At 67.6% G+C, this 14,070-nt stretch carries 13 protein-coding genes; 3 read left to right on the top strand and 10 right to left on the bottom strand.

The window, feature by feature from the left end; genetic code table 11:
- Positions 1–6 precede the first annotated feature (6 nt).
- Positions 7–771 (top strand): amino acid ABC transporter permease, encoded by a 765-nt coding sequence (locus QFZ40_RS05785; protein ID WP_306903346.1) that lies wholly within the window; start codon positions 7–9, stop codon positions 769–771.
- Entirely contained in the window at positions 768–1,505 is a 738-nt protein-coding gene (locus QFZ40_RS05780; protein WP_306903345.1) for an amino acid ABC transporter ATP-binding protein, read from the top strand. Before QFZ40_RS05785 ends, QFZ40_RS05780 begins: the two co-directional genes overlap by 4 nt.
- 109 nt (positions 1,506–1,614) lie before the next feature.
- On the opposite strand, the gene hemL is transcribed toward QFZ40_RS05780, so the two are convergent.
- The 10 genes from hemL to hemE form a co-directional block, all read right to left on the bottom strand.
- Entirely contained in the window at positions 1,615–2,946 is a 1,332-nt protein-coding gene (gene hemL / locus QFZ40_RS05775; RefSeq protein ID WP_306903344.1) for a glutamate-1-semialdehyde 2,1-aminomutase, read from the bottom strand.
- A 13-nt stretch (positions 2,947–2,959) separates the two neighbouring features.
- The gene (locus tag QFZ40_RS05770; RefSeq protein WP_306903343.1) at positions 2,960–4,057 is read right to left on the bottom strand and encodes an LLM class flavin-dependent oxidoreductase; all 1,098 of its coding nucleotides are present in this window, start codon (positions 4,055–4,057) and stop codon (positions 2,960–2,962) included.
- Positions 4,054–5,037 carry a porphobilinogen synthase gene (gene hemB / locus QFZ40_RS05765; RefSeq protein ID WP_306903342.1) on the bottom strand — a complete coding sequence of 328 codons (984 nt, stop codon included), beginning with the start codon at positions 5,035–5,037 and terminating at the stop codon, positions 4,054–4,056. Before hemB ends, QFZ40_RS05770 begins: the two co-directional genes overlap by 4 nt.
- A gap of 10 nt (positions 5,038–5,047) precedes the next feature.
- Positions 5,048–5,977 carry a uroporphyrinogen-III synthase gene (locus tag QFZ40_RS05760; RefSeq protein ID WP_306903341.1) on the bottom strand — a complete coding sequence of 310 codons (930 nt, stop codon included), beginning with the start codon at positions 5,975–5,977 and terminating at the stop codon, positions 5,048–5,050.
- Between the two features lie 35 nt (positions 5,978–6,012).
- Positions 6,013–7,011, bottom strand: coding sequence for a hydroxymethylbilane synthase (gene hemC, locus QFZ40_RS05755; protein ID WP_306903340.1), 999 nt, complete (start codon positions 7,009–7,011; stop codon positions 6,013–6,015).
- Positions 7,008–8,276: a ferrochelatase gene (locus tag QFZ40_RS05750; protein ID WP_306903338.1), complete on the bottom strand. Its 1,269-nt coding sequence runs from the start codon at positions 8,274–8,276 to the stop codon at positions 7,008–7,010. Before QFZ40_RS05750 ends, hemC begins: the two co-directional genes overlap by 4 nt.
- Positions 8,273–8,974, bottom strand: coding sequence for a hydrogen peroxide-dependent heme synthase (hemQ, locus tag QFZ40_RS05745; protein WP_306903337.1), 702 nt, complete (start codon positions 8,972–8,974; stop codon positions 8,273–8,275). Before hemQ ends, QFZ40_RS05750 begins: the two co-directional genes overlap by 4 nt.
- A gap of 118 nt (positions 8,975–9,092) precedes the next feature.
- Complete coding sequence (locus QFZ40_RS05740; RefSeq protein ID WP_306903335.1) at positions 9,093–9,821, bottom strand: hypothetical protein; 729 nt, start codon at positions 9,819–9,821, stop codon at positions 9,093–9,095.
- 44 nt (positions 9,822–9,865) lie between these two features.
- The gene (gene hemG / locus QFZ40_RS05735; RefSeq protein ID WP_306903334.1) at positions 9,866–11,410 is read right to left on the bottom strand and encodes a protoporphyrinogen oxidase; all 1,545 of its coding nucleotides are present in this window, start codon (positions 11,408–11,410) and stop codon (positions 9,866–9,868) included.
- A 4-nt stretch (positions 11,411–11,414) separates the two neighbouring features.
- Complete coding sequence (gene hemE, locus QFZ40_RS05730; RefSeq protein WP_306903333.1) at positions 11,415–12,566, bottom strand: uroporphyrinogen decarboxylase; 1,152 nt, start codon at positions 12,564–12,566, stop codon at positions 11,415–11,417.
- Between the two features lie 158 nt (positions 12,567–12,724).
- Between hemE and QFZ40_RS05725 the strand changes: the two genes are divergently transcribed.
- The gene (locus QFZ40_RS05725) at positions 12,725–14,041 is read left to right on the top strand and encodes a glutamyl-tRNA reductase (protein WP_306903331.1); all 1,317 of its coding nucleotides are present in this window, start codon (positions 12,725–12,727) and stop codon (positions 14,039–14,041) included.
- The last annotated feature ends 29 nt before the right edge of the window (positions 14,042–14,070 follow it).

Raw genomic sequence — 14,070 nt, 5'->3', positions numbered from 1 at the left:
CGTTCCATGGATATCCTCAAACAACTCGGCGACACCTTCCTCGACTGGAAGGCGATGGGCGAAGTCATCCCCATGATGTTCGCTGTCGGACTGCCGAATACGCTTGTCCTGGCCGTGACGTCAGGCATTATCGGAACAGTGCTGGGCATGGTGCTCGCCCTCATGGGGATTTCCCGGAACGCAGCCGTGCGCTGGATTTCCCGCGTTTACACTGACGTCCTCCGTGGACTGCCGCCGGTGCTGACCATCCTGGTGATCGGCCTCGGCTTTGGCCCGATCATCCGTCAGTTCACAGGGTCAACCAGCCCCTATCCGATGGCCGTCGCCGCCCTTTCGCTGATGTCGGCGGCGTACATCGGAGAGATCTTCCGCTCCGGGATCCAGAGCGTGGATAAGGGGCAGCTTGAGGCGTCGCGCGCATTGGGGTTCGGCTACGGCCCTTCGATGCGCCTGGTGGTGGTGCCCCAGGGCATCCGTCGGGTGCTTCCGGCGCTTGTTAACCAGTTCATCGCCCTGATCAAGGAGTCCTCGCTGGTCTTCCTGCTGGGGCTGCTGGCCACCGAGCGGGAGATCTTCCAGATCGGTAAGGACGCCGCTTCGACCACAGGCAACCTGTCACCGTACGTCGCGGCGGCCTTGTTCTATCTGGCCCTCACTATCCCGCTCACCCATTTCGTGAACTGGATCGACTCCCGCCTGCGCTCGGGCAGGCCGGAAAAGAAGGAACCGGACGAAGCGGCCGCCAAGGTCGGAAAGGGGGCCCAGGTATGAGCGAGTTCGCCTCAGGGTCGCTGACAGCGAAGAACATCCATCTCTCCTTCGGGTCCAACCATGTGCTGCGGGGCATCGATCTTCACGTTCCCGAAGGGACCACCGCCTCGGTGATCGGGCCCTCCGGATCCGGCAAGTCGACACTGTTGCGGGTCATGAACCGGCTGATCGAACCGGACCAGGGCGATATCCTGCTGGACGGCCGCTCCGTGCTCAACGACAATCCGGACGTGCTGCGCAGGCGGATCGGGATGGTCTTCCAGCAGTTCAACCTGTTCCCGCACAAAACCGTGGCGGAAAACGTCTCCCTGGCGCTTCGCAAGCTGCGGGGCATGTCCAAGGAGCAAGCCCGCGAAGAGGCGCTGGAACAGCTGGACCTGGTGGGCCTGAAGCAGAAGGCCGATGCACGCCCGGCAAACCTGTCCGGCGGCCAGCAGCAGCGGGTCGCGATTGCCCGCGCGCTGGCCATGAAGCCCGAGGTGATGTTCTTCGACGAAGCCACCTCCGCGCTGGACCCCGAGCTCGTCAAGGGTGTCCTGAGCCTCATGGCCGACCTCGCAAAAGGAGGGATGACCATGGTGGTGGTCACCCACGAAATGGGCTTTTCCCGCAACGTTTCGGACACGGTGACGTTCATGGACGGCGGGGTGGTGGTGGAATCCGGGCACCCGGAACAGATCTTCACGGCTCCGGACACCGACCGGCTGAAGGGCTTCCTCTCCGACGTTCTCTAAATTCGGCCCGGAACCAGGAAAATCCCCGCCGCCCGGACATTACCCCCTCGCATGATGGGGGGATTTGTCCGGGCGGCGGGGATTTTCCGGTTAAGCCCTAGTGACCGGGCTAGCCCTGGGCGGCAGCGGCGGCCTTGGCGGCTGCCGGCAGCGCGTCCAGGATCCGGCCCATGGCGGCGTCGTCATGGGCTGCAGACAGGAACCAGGCCTCGAACACCGACGGCGGCAGGTAAACCCCGGATTCCAGCATCGAGTGGAAGAACGGCGCGTAGCGGAAGGTTTCCTGGGCCTGGGCATCCGCGTAGTTGTGGACGCCGTTGGCCGAGGTACCGAATGCAACGGAGAACAGGTTCCCCGCGAACTGGATGGAGTGGTCCACGCCCGCGTCATCCAGCGCCGCGGACAGCGCGGAGGACAGCTCCAGGGAGCGGGCATCCACGAAGGAGTACACGTCATGGGTTGCATGGGTCAGGGTGGCAACCCCGGCGGCCATAGCGACGGGATTACCGGAGAGCGTTCCCGCCTGGTAGACCGGCCCGAGGGGGGCGAGGTAGTCCATGACGTCGGCACGTCCGCCCAGGGCCGCCGTCGGCATTCCGCCGCCAATCACCTTGCCGAAAGTAAGCAGGTCAGGGGTCCACGGCTCGGCGGCATCGGCGGCTCCGCCGGTAAGGCCCCAGTAGCCGGAGTAGCCGGTACGGAACCCGGTCAGCACCTCATCGAGGATCAGCAGCGCGCCATGCTCCCGGGTGATGCGTGAGAGCCCCAGGTTGAAGCCCTCTCCGGGTGTCACCACACCCATGTTGGCCGGGGCTGCCTCGGTGATGACGGCGGCGATGTCGGGGCCGTGGGCTGCGAAGGCAGCCTCGACGGCGGCGAGGTCGTTGTACGGCAGCACCAGAGTTTCGGCCGCGGTTGCCTCAGTCACGCCGGCCGAGCCAGGCAGCGCCAGGGTGGCGACCCCGGAGCCGGCGGCGGCCAGCAGGCCGTCGAGGTGGCCGTGGTAGCACCCGGCGAACTTGATGATCAGGTTCCGGCCGGTGAACCCGCGGGCCAGCCGGACTGCCGTCATGGTGGCTTCCGTGCCGGTGGAAACCATGCGGACACGCTCGGCAGCCGGCACGCGCTCCTGGACGATGGCCGCGAGGTTGGCCTCGTCCGGAGTGGAGGCGCCGAAGGAGAGACCCCGGTCCACGGCGGCGTGGACGGCCTCCAGGACGGCGGGGTGGGCATGTCCGAGCAGCGCCGGGCCCCAGGAGCAGACCAGGTCAACGTACTCCTTGCCGTCTGCGTCCGTGAGGTACGGACCCTTGGCCGAAACCATGAACCTGGGGGTCCCGCCCACGGATCCGAAGGCACGGACGGGAGAGTTGACTCCGCCCGGCATCAGCTGGCGGGCGCGGTCGAAGAGAGCCTCGTTGCGAGGGTTGCTGGAAGTCATGGTTCCTATTCTTTCAGGTAGCCGGAGACGCCCCGGCCAGCAGCTCCGCCACCCTGGGCGCCACCTCGGCGCCGAACAGTTCGATGGAGCGCATCATGGCCGCATGCGGCAGGGTTCCGTTGCTGTATTTGAGGTCGAAGCGGTCCACGCCCAGGTTCTTCTTGAGCAGGGCGATCTTCGCCGCGACAGTTTCCGGCGAGCCGACGTACAGGGCACCTTCCGGGGTGCACATCGCGTCGAATTCGCCCCGGTTCGCCGGGCCCCAGCCGCGTTCGCGTCCGATCCGGTTCCGCTGTTCGAGCCAGTGCGGGAAGAGTTCCTCGCGTGCCTGCTCGTCGGTGACGGCAATGTGGCCCGGCGAATGCGTGGCCATCTGCTGCATGGGGTGGCCGTATTTTGCCATCGCCTGGCGGTAGAGGTTGGCAAGCGGTGCAAAGGACCGCGGTTGCCCGCCGATGATGGCGAAGATGATCGGATAGCCGTACAAGGCGCAGCGGAGCACGGACTCCGGGGTGCCGCCCACGCCCACCCAGGCGGGCAGCAGGTGGTGTTCAAGCGGCGGATAGACGCTCAACCCGTTGATGGCCGGCCTGGTGCGGCCCTCCCAGTGCACGGGTTTCTGCGCCCGGACCTTATCGAACAGCTCAAGCTTCTCTTCGAACAGGACCTCATAGTCCGCCAGGTCCAGGCCGAACAGCGGGAAGGACTCAATAAAAGATCCGCGGCCCAGCATGACCTCCGCCCGGCCGTCGGAGATGGCATCCACTGTGGAAAAACGCTGGAAGACCCGGATGGGATCATCGGAGCTGAGCACCGTCACAGACGAGCCCAACCGGATGTTCCTGGTCCGGGCCGCCGCGGCCGCGAGGAACACTTCGGGTGCCGAGACCGCGAAGTCCTTGCGGTGGTGCTCCCCCACGGCAAATGCGTGAAGTCCGACGGCGTCCGCCAGCTCAGCCTGTTCGAGGAGCTGGCGCAGCACCTGCGCGTGCGGGACGGGCTGCCCGTCAGGGTAGGTTCCGACGTCGCCGAAGGTATTCAGGCCCAGCAGGATCCGGTCCGGGGGTACCGGTGCCGTCGGGCCCGCCGCGTGATTGGCGGCCTCACTCACCGCGATTCCCTCAGCCAGCCCGCAAGCTCGGACGCCCAGTAGGTCAGCACCATATCCGCGCCGGCGCGGCGGATGCCCAGAACGGATTCGGTGATGGCTGCGCGGCGGTCGATCCATCCATTGGCGGCGGCGGCCTCGATCATCGCGTACTCCCCCGAAATCTGGTACGCGGCTACGGGCACCGGACTCATGGCTGCCACGTCGGCCACGATGTCCAGATAGCTCATGGCCGGCTTGACCATCACGATGTCCGCGCCCTCGGCCAGGTCGAGCTCGACTTCCCGGATGGCCTCTCGGCGGTTACCGGAGTCCATCTGGTAGGTCCGCCGGTCCCCCTTAAGCTGGGAATCCACCGCCTCCCGGAACGGGCCGTAGAACGCCGAGGCATACTTCGCGGCATAGGCAACCACCGAGGTCGCGGAGTACCCGGCGCCGTCCAGTGCCGTGCGGATGGCCGCGATCTGGCCGTCCATCATTCCCGAGGGGCCCAGCATGTGGGCTCCGGCCTCGGCCTGCGCCACTGCCATCCTGGCGTAGATCTCCACGGTACGGTCGTTGTCCACGTAGCCGTCCGCGTCCAGGACCCCGCAGTGCCCGTGGTCGGTGAATTCGTCCAGGCAGACATCGCTCATGATGACGAGTTCGTCGCCAACCTCAGAGCGGACGTCCCGGATCGCCTTGTTGAGCACGCCATCAGGGTCCAGCGACGCCGTGCCCTCCGCGTCGCGGACCGCCGGTATGCCAAAGAGCATGATGCCGCCGATGCCCAGTTCCACGGCTTCAATGGCGGCACGTTTCAGCGTGTCGGTGGTGTGCTGGACGACTCCGGGCATGGAGGTGATCGGGTTGGGCTCGGTAAGGTCCTCCCGGATGAAGGCCGGAAGGATCAGCTCTGCCGGCGCCAGCCGGGTTTCTGCGGTGAGCCTGCGCATGGCAGGTGTGGTGCGGAGGCGGCGGGGGCGTTGGCTGGGAAAGCTCATGAGTCGTCCTTCACGGGTGGTCCGGGTTGGGTCGGGAATCCAGGGCTTCGCGTACCGCCGCCACGAGCCCGGCGGGGCTGGGCTCAGCCGCAACGGCGGCCACGTCGAGTCCGAGCGCCGCGGCTTCATCCGCCGTCGAGCGTCCGATCGCGACGAGCCTGCACTCCCGCAGCGGGGACAGCGCGGAACTGATGCGCCGGGCGGCGCTGGGTGACGCAGCGACGACGGCGTGCAGCCGGCCGGCAGCGATCTCGTCCCGGGCGCCTTCCGGGGTCAGCAGAGCGTACGACGCCGGTCGGGTCACCTGTGACGGTGTGCCAGCCAGCCACTTCTCGGCCGGGTCCATCGCCACAGGCTCGACGGCAAGCCGGCGCTCAGCATCGGCCGGATAGTCCACGGTCCGGTACGCGGTGATAACGGTGACAGCCGCACCGGATGCAGACAGTCCTTCGGCGAGGCGCGGTGCCGCGATATCTGCCTGCGGCAGGAGTACCCGTCCGGCACCTGCCGGCCACACATCCAGCAGGCCTGCGGCCGACTGTGCATCGGGGGGCGGCGTGAGTGCCACGGGAACTCCGGCGGACTCCAGCAGCCCGCGTGAGGCTTGGCCGATGGCGGCCACCCTGGTGTTGGCGGGCAGCCAGTTGCCAAGGGTCATGCCGCGTTCGGCAGCCTTGTCACTGAGCACGTGGACCGTCGTGGCGCTGCTGACAACCAGCCAGTCGAAGGCACCTGCCGCAAGGGCATCGCAGGCTACGTCCAGGGAATGCTGGTCAGCTGCCCGCTCAAAGTCAATCATCGGCAGCAACAGTGCCTCCGCCCCTGCCTCCTCCAACGCGGCGACGAGGGTTAGCGACCGCTCCGGGCTGCGCGTGACCAGGACCCGGGCATGCGCGAGCGGCCGCGGATCCTGCTGGAAACTACTGTCCTTGTCCGCCATCTCAGGACACCCCGGCGCATGCGTCCATGATGCGTTCAGGAGGCCTGGAGGTCTGCAATGTCGGCCGCGCCGCCGGCAAGGAGAACCTCGGCGAGTTCGATGCCAAGCAGCGTCGCGCCAACCTCGGTCAGCCCGTCAGTGGCCCGCTTGTCACGGACGGATGCCGTCCCGTCAACGGCGCAGACAACGCCTTCCAGGTGAAGCATGCTGCCTTTCCGGTAGGCGTAGGCGCCAACGGGTGCGGCGCAGCCTGCTTCGAGCCGGGCCAGGAGCGCACGCTCGGCAGTGACGGCCAGCCTGGTGTCCGGATCGTCCAGCGCCGCGAGGGCCTGGGCGAGGACGCCCTGGGAGCCTTCCGTGGATCCGGCCTTCCGGGGTGCGTCGGCTGTCCGGCATTCAATGGCCAGCGAACCCTGTCCGGCAGCCGGCAGCATCACGTCGGTTTCGAGGAACTCACTGACGGCGTCCAGCCTGCTGATCCGCTCCAGCCCGGCAGCCGCGAGGACAACGGCGTCAAGGTCGCAGGATTTGCCCGGCACCACCTGGTCGGTGACGTTGCCCGGCAGACCGGGGACCCGGCCAAGGCGGGTGTCCACGTTGCCGCGGATGTCCAAAATCTGCAGGTCCGGCCTGGCAGCCCGGAGCTGTGCAGCGCGCCGCGGTGAGCCGGTGCCCACGGTGGCCCCCTGCGGCAGGTCGGCCAGCTTAAGGCCGTCGCGGGCGCAGAGGACGTCACGCACGTCGACGCGGCGCGGCGTGGCGGCCAGGGCCAGGCCCACCGGCGCGCCGGTCGGAAGGTCCTTGAGGGAATGGACGGCGACATCGCATTCATTCCGCAACAAGGCATCGCGAAGGGCGGTCACAAACACCCCGGTGCCGCCCATCTGGGACAGCGAGCCTTTCAGGACGTCGCCGTCGGTCCGGATATGCACCAGTTCCACCGGGAATCCGCCGACGGCGGCCAGCTGGTCGGCGGTCTGCTGGGTCTGGGTCAGAGCGAGCTTGCTGGCCCTGGTTCCGATCCGGACGGTCATTGCACGCCTTCTCCCCCGGCCGGCACGCCAACCGCTTCGGGGTACGGGTCATGTCCGGTACCAACGGTGGTGTCCGCGCCCGCGATGGTGGGCTTCTCGCCGCGGAAGTTGGCGCAGCAGCCCGGACGGCAGACGTCGTACCAGGGCCCGAGGGCGGTCACTGCCGGGCGGTCGGCGATGTTGTTGGACCTGGTCCGCTCCGAGATGAGGTCCACCAGCCCGTTCACGAATTTGCGGTGGGTTCCGGGAGTGGGCACCCTGGTGGCGGCCAGGCCCAGGTTGCGGCAGGTTTCCAGGGCTTCTGTGTCCAGGTCCCAGACAACCTCCATGTGGTCGCTGACGAAGCCAAGCGGAACGATCACGATGCCCTTGATGCCCTGGCCGGCCAGTTCCTCGACGGCGTCATTGATGTCCGGTTCCAGCCACGGCACGTGCGGGGCGCCCGAGCGCGACTGGTAGACGAGGGACCAGGGTGCGGTAAGGCCGGACTCTGCCTCGACCCTGCTGATGATGGCCGCCCCGGTGGCAAGGTGCTGGGCGACGTACGCCGAACCTTCCTCAAACTCGCGCGGTTCGGCCTCGGAGCGTCCGGCCGCTTCGGCGTCGCGGGTGGGGATGGAATGCGTTGCGAACAGAATATGCAACGGCGCGTCCGGGGTGCCGACCGCATGGAGTTGAGCGCGGACATCGGACAGCCCGGCGGCCGTTCCTTCCACAAAGGGCTCCACAAAACCGGGGTGGTCAAAGTACTGGCGCACTTTGTCCACTTCAAGCCGGCCGTCCAGGCCGGTTTCGGTCAGCGCCATGCCGATGTCCTCGCGGTACTGGCGGCAGCTGGAGTAACAGGAGTAGGCACTCGTGGTGATCATCAGCAGGCGACGGTGCCCGGCGTCGTACGCGTCCTGCAGGGTCTGCGGGATGTACGGCGCCCAGTTGCGGTTGCCCCACAGCACGGGCAACGCGATGCCGCGGGCGGCCAGTTCGGCTTCCAGGGCTGCCTTAAGTTCACGGTTCTGCTGGTTGATGGGACTGACGCCGCCGTTGGCGCGGTAGTGGTGCGAGACTTCTTCAAGCCGCTCGTCGGGGATGCCTCGCCCGCGGGTCACGTTGCGAAGGAACGGGATGACGTCCTCCTGGCCCTCGGGGCCGCCGAAGGAGGCAAGGAGGACAGCATCGTAGTCCTTGGGCGCCATCCGCCCGGCCTCGGTCACGGGATTGAGCGGGGTTGCCGGGGCAGCGGTTTCCTGAGGGTCCAGCGGGCTCATGCCAGGACCTCTGCGATTTCCGGGGCGGTGATGCGACGGCCCGTGTAGAACGGGATTTCCTCGCGGACATGGTTGCGCGCTTCGGTGGAGCGCAGGTGCCGCATCAGGTCCACGAGGTCAACCAGGGCGGGAGCCTCCAGGCCCAGGATCCACTCCCAGTCCCCCAGGGCGAAGGAAGACACAGTATTGGAGATGACCTGCGGGAACTCCCGGCCCAGCATGCCATGGTCGCGCAGCATCTTTCCGCGTTCGGCCTCGGGTAGGAGGTACCACTCGTAGGAGCGTACGAACGGGTACACGCAAAGCCATTCCGCCGGCTCCACGCCGCGGGAATAGGCAGGGGTGTGGTTCTTGGCGAACTCGGCTTCGCGGTGCACGCCCATTGCGGACCAGACGATCTCAGTCCCGGCGAAGAGCTTGCTGCGGCGGATATCGCGGATGGCCTGCTGCAGCGCTTCGGGCTTGGCACCGTGAAGCCACACCATCACATCGGCGTCGGCGCGCATCGCGGAGACGTCGTAACTACCGCGGTGGGTCACACCGGACTCGGCCAGGCGGGACAGCAGCGCATCGAAGTCCTCAGCAGCGTCGGCGCTGCGCAGGACCTCCGCGGACCGCTTGAAAACGGTCCAGAGGGTGAAAAACTGCTCGGCTGATTCTTCGGTTTTAGTGACAGATTCGGCAGAAGTGTGGCTCATGCCTACCAGTTTGCCCCTTCCCCTGCGCCAAGTCGAAACCGGGCACTTCTACATGACGTAGAAGCGTTGCATTTCACATTTCACACCCGCTGTCGGGCAGAGGAACGCAGCCGGAGCCTCAGGACCGGCGGATCCTGGCAAAGACAAGTCCGGCAACTCCGGCTGATCCCAACAGGCCCACTCCCAGCCACACCTTGGTGGCTTCGACGGCGGGCGCAGGCGCGGGAGCCATCGACTGCCGGCTTCCGGCCGGGATTCCCGCAGCATGGAGGTTCCCGATCCGGGATGTCGATCCGGCCGTTGGAGTGAGTGCCGACGTCGGTTGATCCGGCGCGGGAGACTCCGCGGGCGCCGAGGCTGGCTGGTCCGCCTGCTGCGGCGCCGGGACTGCGCCTTTGGCTGCGGGTGCCATTCCGGAGGCCGCGCCCGGGGTTGCAGTCCTGGTGCCGGAAACCGCGGGTGCACTGCCGGCGGGCGCAGCGCCGGCGGGCGGCGTGCCAGCAGCCTGCGGCTGGGAAGCTGTAGCGGGGGCCGGAGCCGCGGTGGCAGGTGCAGGGGCAACAGAAGCCGTGGGCGCAGGAGAGGTGGATGCCGGTGTCGGGGACTGCGTGGCGGAACCTAGCAGCCCCTGCACCAGGCTGCCGACCACTGGCAGCTGCACGGTACCGGTGACCTGGACATCGGGGCTGCCGGGATCCGGACTGCCATCCGCTGCTTGTGACGCGGGAATCCCCGCTGAAAGGACCAGTACCACTCCTGCTGCGGCAGCCGCGGTGCCGCGCCGGAGTCCCCCATGGATACCGGTCCGGGAATGTGAAAGTCCGGACCTGTAATCAACCATAGTCATCGACCCTAGCCATATTCGCAGGTGAAATGAAAGCCGGCAGGACGCTATTGGACTCGTTTTTTGGGGGCGGGCAGCGCGCTGAACTGGGACGATGCCGTGCTGAGAAGCACTTGGATCTGCTCCCGCGTGTCAGCCACGACAGCCGCAAGACCGTTCCCTGCCACCCATCCGCCCACCACAGCGAGGCAGCCGGCCCTCGCGCAGGCTTCGCGGACATCCGCGACCCGGGCCTTGTGGCCCACGGCGGCGAAAGGCAGCGCCCCCTGCCACCTGACCACGTCCCAGCCGATGACGTCCTCCGCTTCGACCGACACGCCAAGCAGCGCTGACGCGTCCCGCAGCGAAGCAGCCAGGAGTTCATCGTCTGTGGAGGGTTCCCGGGTGCGGGCTGCGGAACCGTCGATGCGCCCGTAGGAGAGGCGGAGGACGTGGGTGCCGGGCCCTGCTGCGGCGGCAAGCCATTCCCACTTCGCCGTTGCATGGGTGAGTGCTTTTGCCTGGATGCCAGGGGTCTGCGGGGCTACCAGGATTCCGGTGCCCCGTGGCCTGCTGTCCAGTTCCGGAAGGTCAACCACCAGCGTGACGAGCCTGACGTCTGGCCCGCGTTCCGGCCGCTTTCCGGCAAGTCCGGGCACTGCCTTTTCCAGCAGCCCGACGGCGGCGGGGCCGTCGAGCGCCACTACCAGCAGGCCGGCGTCGTACGTTGCCTTTCCGGCAGTGACTCGCCAGCCGTCAGGTGTTTGGGCCACCGACTCCGCCGGCGAAGCGTCCAGCAGGGTCACGCCGCGGTCCCGGAGGTCGCGCAGCAACGCAGCGATCAGGGTGTGCATGCCGCCTGCGAGGCCCGCGACGGCGGAGCCGGCTTTCGCCACGGGCGGCGTCCCGTCCCGGGGGGTGGCGTTGCCGCGGCGCTGGGCCGCAACTGCGGCGGCCAACGAGCCGTGCCGGCGGAGGCCCGCCCGCAGTCCGGGCGCCACCATGTCCACGTCCAGGAGACCGGGATCGGCGGAGTGCACTCCCCCCACTACCGGTGCGACGAGCCGGTCCAGCACGCGGCGTCCCATTCGCGCCCGCACCAGCGATGCCACGCTCGTGACGTCCGCAGCAGTCCCCACCGAGGCTGGCAGGTACTTGTCCAGGGATGCTCGAAGCGAGCCCAGGAACCCCAGTGAGCGCCGGACTTCCGGGTCCCAAGGGTTGGCTGGTATCCCCAGGACTCCCGTCTTGGGAAGTTCCCGGGGACCATCCGGAAGCTGGACCCAGGCGCCTCCCGGCCGGGGCTCGACGATCTTTGCCGCGAGTCCCAATTCGGCGGCGAGGTCGGCCACGGCAGTGGAGCGGGTCGCAAAGGACTCCGCGCCGCTGTCCAGCGTGAGCCCGGCTACGACGTGGCTGCCCACGCAACCGCCCCAGGTTCGGCTGGCTTCCAGGACGGTCACCGCGCAGCCGGCCGCGGACAGCTCCCGCGCTGCAAGCAGCCCTGAAATGCCGCCACCGGCTACCAGCGCAGTTTTGCCGGCCGGGACGGATGCTGCCGTCGAGGCAGTTGCCTCCCGCCGCCGTCCCGTGCTTTCCCCTGAGCCGCCCATGGACTTATTCCGGCGAAATGGAGTGGATGAGCTGCACAACCCGGGTCAGGACGGCCGGATCTGTTTCCGGCGGCACCCCGTGGCCAAGATTCAGCACATGGCCGGGCGCTGCCGAACCGGCCGCGATCACTTCCCTGACGTGGGCCTCGAGGACTTCCCACGGGGCGGACAGGAGCGCCGGATCGATGTTGCCCTGGAGCGGCACGTTACCGCCCAGCCGGCGGTTTGCCTCATCCAGCGGAAGCCGGTAATCCACGCCCACCACGTCTACGCCGACGTCGCGCATGGCGACCAGCAGTTCCGACGTTCCGGTGCCAAAGTGGATCAGGGGTGCCCCGAGGTGCCTGACGTGGTCCAGCGCGCGGGCTGACGCCGGGGCCACGTATTTGGTGTAGTCGGCCAGCCCCAGTGAGCCTGCCCAGGAATCGAACAGCTGCCCCGCGGAGGCGCCGGCTTCCAGCTGGGCTCGGAGGAACAGCCCGGACGCGTCGGCGGCCCAGTTGGCCAGGGCCGTCCACGTCTCAGGATCCGCGTGCATCATGGTGCGCGGGCCGAGGTGGTCGCGGGACGGCTTGCCCTCGACCATGTAGGCGGCCAGGGTGAACGGTGCCCCGGCGAAGCCGATCAGCGGGGTCTTGCCCAATTCCGCGACGGTCAGCCGGACGGCCTCCCGGATGGGCTCCAGCGCTTCCCAGGTGAGCTGCGGCAGGGCGGCCACATCTGCGGCTGTGCGCACGGGCTTGTCCAGGACCGGGCCGACGCCGGGCACGATGTCCACTCCCACGCCTGCGAGCTTGAGCGGGATCACGATATCGGAGAAGAAGATGGCGGCGTCAACATCGTGCCGGCGCACCGGCTGAAGGGTGATCTCGGACGCCAGTTCGGGCCGCAGGCAGGAGTCCAGCATCGCGACGCCTTCACGGACCTTCAGGTACTCCGGCAGTGAGCGCCCGGCCTGTCGCATGAACCACACTGGACGGCGGGACGGTTTGCCGCCGCGGTAGGCCGTGATGAGCGGGGAATCTGCGGTGCGGCCGTCCATGAGGGGATGGCCGGCGGGCAGTGCGCTGGCAGCGTCCGCCTTCGACGCGGTAGCGGGCGCTGCGTTTGGCCCTGCATTTGACGCCGGATTGGACACGGCGGAGCTGGAAGTCATGCCTTCGATTGTGCCCAAAATCGGCTGTAAAAGATAACGACAGCCTGTCATCCGCATCCGCCCTGCCGGTCACGTGTCAGGAATCACGGCACCGTGGTCCGGGTCGCGGTCACGCAGGTTGTTCTACCGAGACACGAAAAAGCTATGATTGTGGTGCTGTGGTTCTTTTTTCATTGGTGGCTACACACGCCGACATCGATCTTGAGACCGTTGCTCAACTGAGCAACGGTGCTTCCGGGGTCGCCACATCCGCCCTCTCCGGATCGCCGGCAGTGACGGGTGCGGTGGTGCTTGCCACCTGCAACAGGTACGAAATCTACGGCGAAGCGCCCCATGCCGATGACGTGGAGGCAGCCCGCGCCGCCCTTGTCTCGCAGATCAGCGAACTGAGCGGCCTCAACGAACAACTCGTGTCACGATCCTTCGGCACCCGGACCGGGCCCGAAGTCAGCCAGCATCTTTTCGCCGTCAGCGCCGGACTCGACTCCGCCGTCGTCGGCGAACGCGAAATAGCCGGCCAGGTGCGGCGTGCCCTCATCACGGCGCAGCATGAAGGTACGGCCAGCTCCGGCCTCGTCCGGCTCTTCCAGGCCGCCTCCAAAACGGCAAAGGACGTCGGTGCCCAGACCGCCCTCGGCTCCCGGGGGCTGTCCATCGTGTCGGTGGCCCTGGACCTGGCCACGGATCTGTCAGAGAACGCGGACTGGACAACCAAGAAAGTCGTGGTGTTCGGCACCGGCGCCTACGCGGGCGCCACCATGGCCCTGCTTCGGGAACGCGGCTGCACCGACATCTCCGTGTTCTCCTCTTCAGGGCGTGCGGAGGGCTTTGTCGCCACTCGCGGCGGGACGGCCCTGGACAGTGAATCACTTCGACCGGCTGTGGCGGCGGCCGATGTCATGATCGGCTGCAGCGGCTCGGACACCCGGGTCGAGGCCGACGAGCTTGCGGAGGTCCGCGCGGAGTCCCCGCAGCCACTGATCGCCATTGACCTCGCGCTCACCCACGATTTCGACCCCGAGGTCGGGGAGCTCGACGGCGTCGAGCTGCTCACGCTCGAATCCGTACGCCTCGCCGCTCCCCAGGAGCAGGCCGAGTCCCTGGCCCAGGCCAGCGACATCGTCAATGGCGCCGCCAGGGCCTTTGAACAGGAACGCGAGGTCCGCTCGGTGGATTCAGCCATTGTTGCCCTGCGCAGGCACACCATGAGCGTCCTGGACGCGGAAATGGAAAAGGTCCGGGCCCGCCACGGATGCACGGCCGCTGCCGAGGAAGTTGAGTTCGCGCTCCGCCGAATGGTCAAGCAGTTGCTGCACGTCCCCACGGTGCGCGCACGCGAACTTGCCTCCAACGGGCAGCAGGACGACTACGTGGCTGCCCTGGAGACGCTGTACGGAATCACCGTCGAGCAGCCCGCTGCCACTCCTGCAACGCAGGCCGAGTGCCCGGTTGACCAAAGATTTGAAAGCGCCTGACCCCCCGGCGACGCTCTCTCACTTCCTTC

Source organism: Arthrobacter pascens, from assembly GCF_030816475.1.
Taxonomy (GTDB): domain Bacteria; phylum Actinomycetota; class Actinomycetes; order Actinomycetales; family Micrococcaceae; genus Arthrobacter; species Arthrobacter pascens_B.
Note: the sequence above shows the minus strand (reverse complement) of the source record. Positions and strands in the feature narration are given on the sequence as shown.

Bases quoted from the DNA above. Each gene is read 5' to 3' on its own strand.
- hemQ (WP_306903337.1), bottom strand. From the start codon at position 8,974: ATGAGCCACACTTCTGCCGAATCTGTCACTAAAACCGAAGAATCAGCC.
- hemB (WP_306903342.1), bottom strand. From the start codon at position 5,037: ATGAGCTTTCCCAGCCAACGCCCCCGCCGCCTCCGCACCACACCTGCC.
- hemG (WP_306903334.1), bottom strand. From the start codon at position 11,410: ATGGGCGGCTCAGGGGAAAGCACGGGACGGCGGCGGGAGGCAACTGCC.
- hemC (WP_306903340.1), bottom strand. From the start codon at position 7,011: ATGACCGTCCGGATCGGAACCAGGGCCAGCAAGCTCGCTCTGACCCAG.
- hemL (WP_306903344.1), bottom strand. From the start codon at position 2,946: ATGACTTCCAGCAACCCTCGCAACGAGGCTCTCTTCGACCGCGCCCGC.
- hemE (WP_306903333.1), bottom strand. From the start codon at position 12,566: ATGACTTCCAGCTCCGCCGTGTCCAATCCGGCGTCAAATGCAGGGCCA.
- QFZ40_RS05750 (WP_306903338.1), bottom strand. From the start codon at position 8,276: ATGAGCCCGCTGGACCCTCAGGAAACCGCTGCCCCGGCAACCCCGCTC.
- QFZ40_RS05785 (WP_306903346.1), top strand. From the start codon at position 7: ATGGATATCCTCAAACAACTCGGCGACACCTTCCTCGACTGGAAGGCG.
- QFZ40_RS05780 (WP_306903345.1), top strand. From the start codon at position 768: ATGAGCGAGTTCGCCTCAGGGTCGCTGACAGCGAAGAACATCCATCTC.
- QFZ40_RS05760 (WP_306903341.1), bottom strand. From the start codon at position 5,977: ATGGCGGACAAGGACAGTAGTTTCCAGCAGGATCCGCGGCCGCTCGCG.
- QFZ40_RS05740 (WP_306903335.1), bottom strand. From the start codon at position 9,821: ATGACTATGGTTGATTACAGGTCCGGACTTTCACATTCCCGGACCGGT.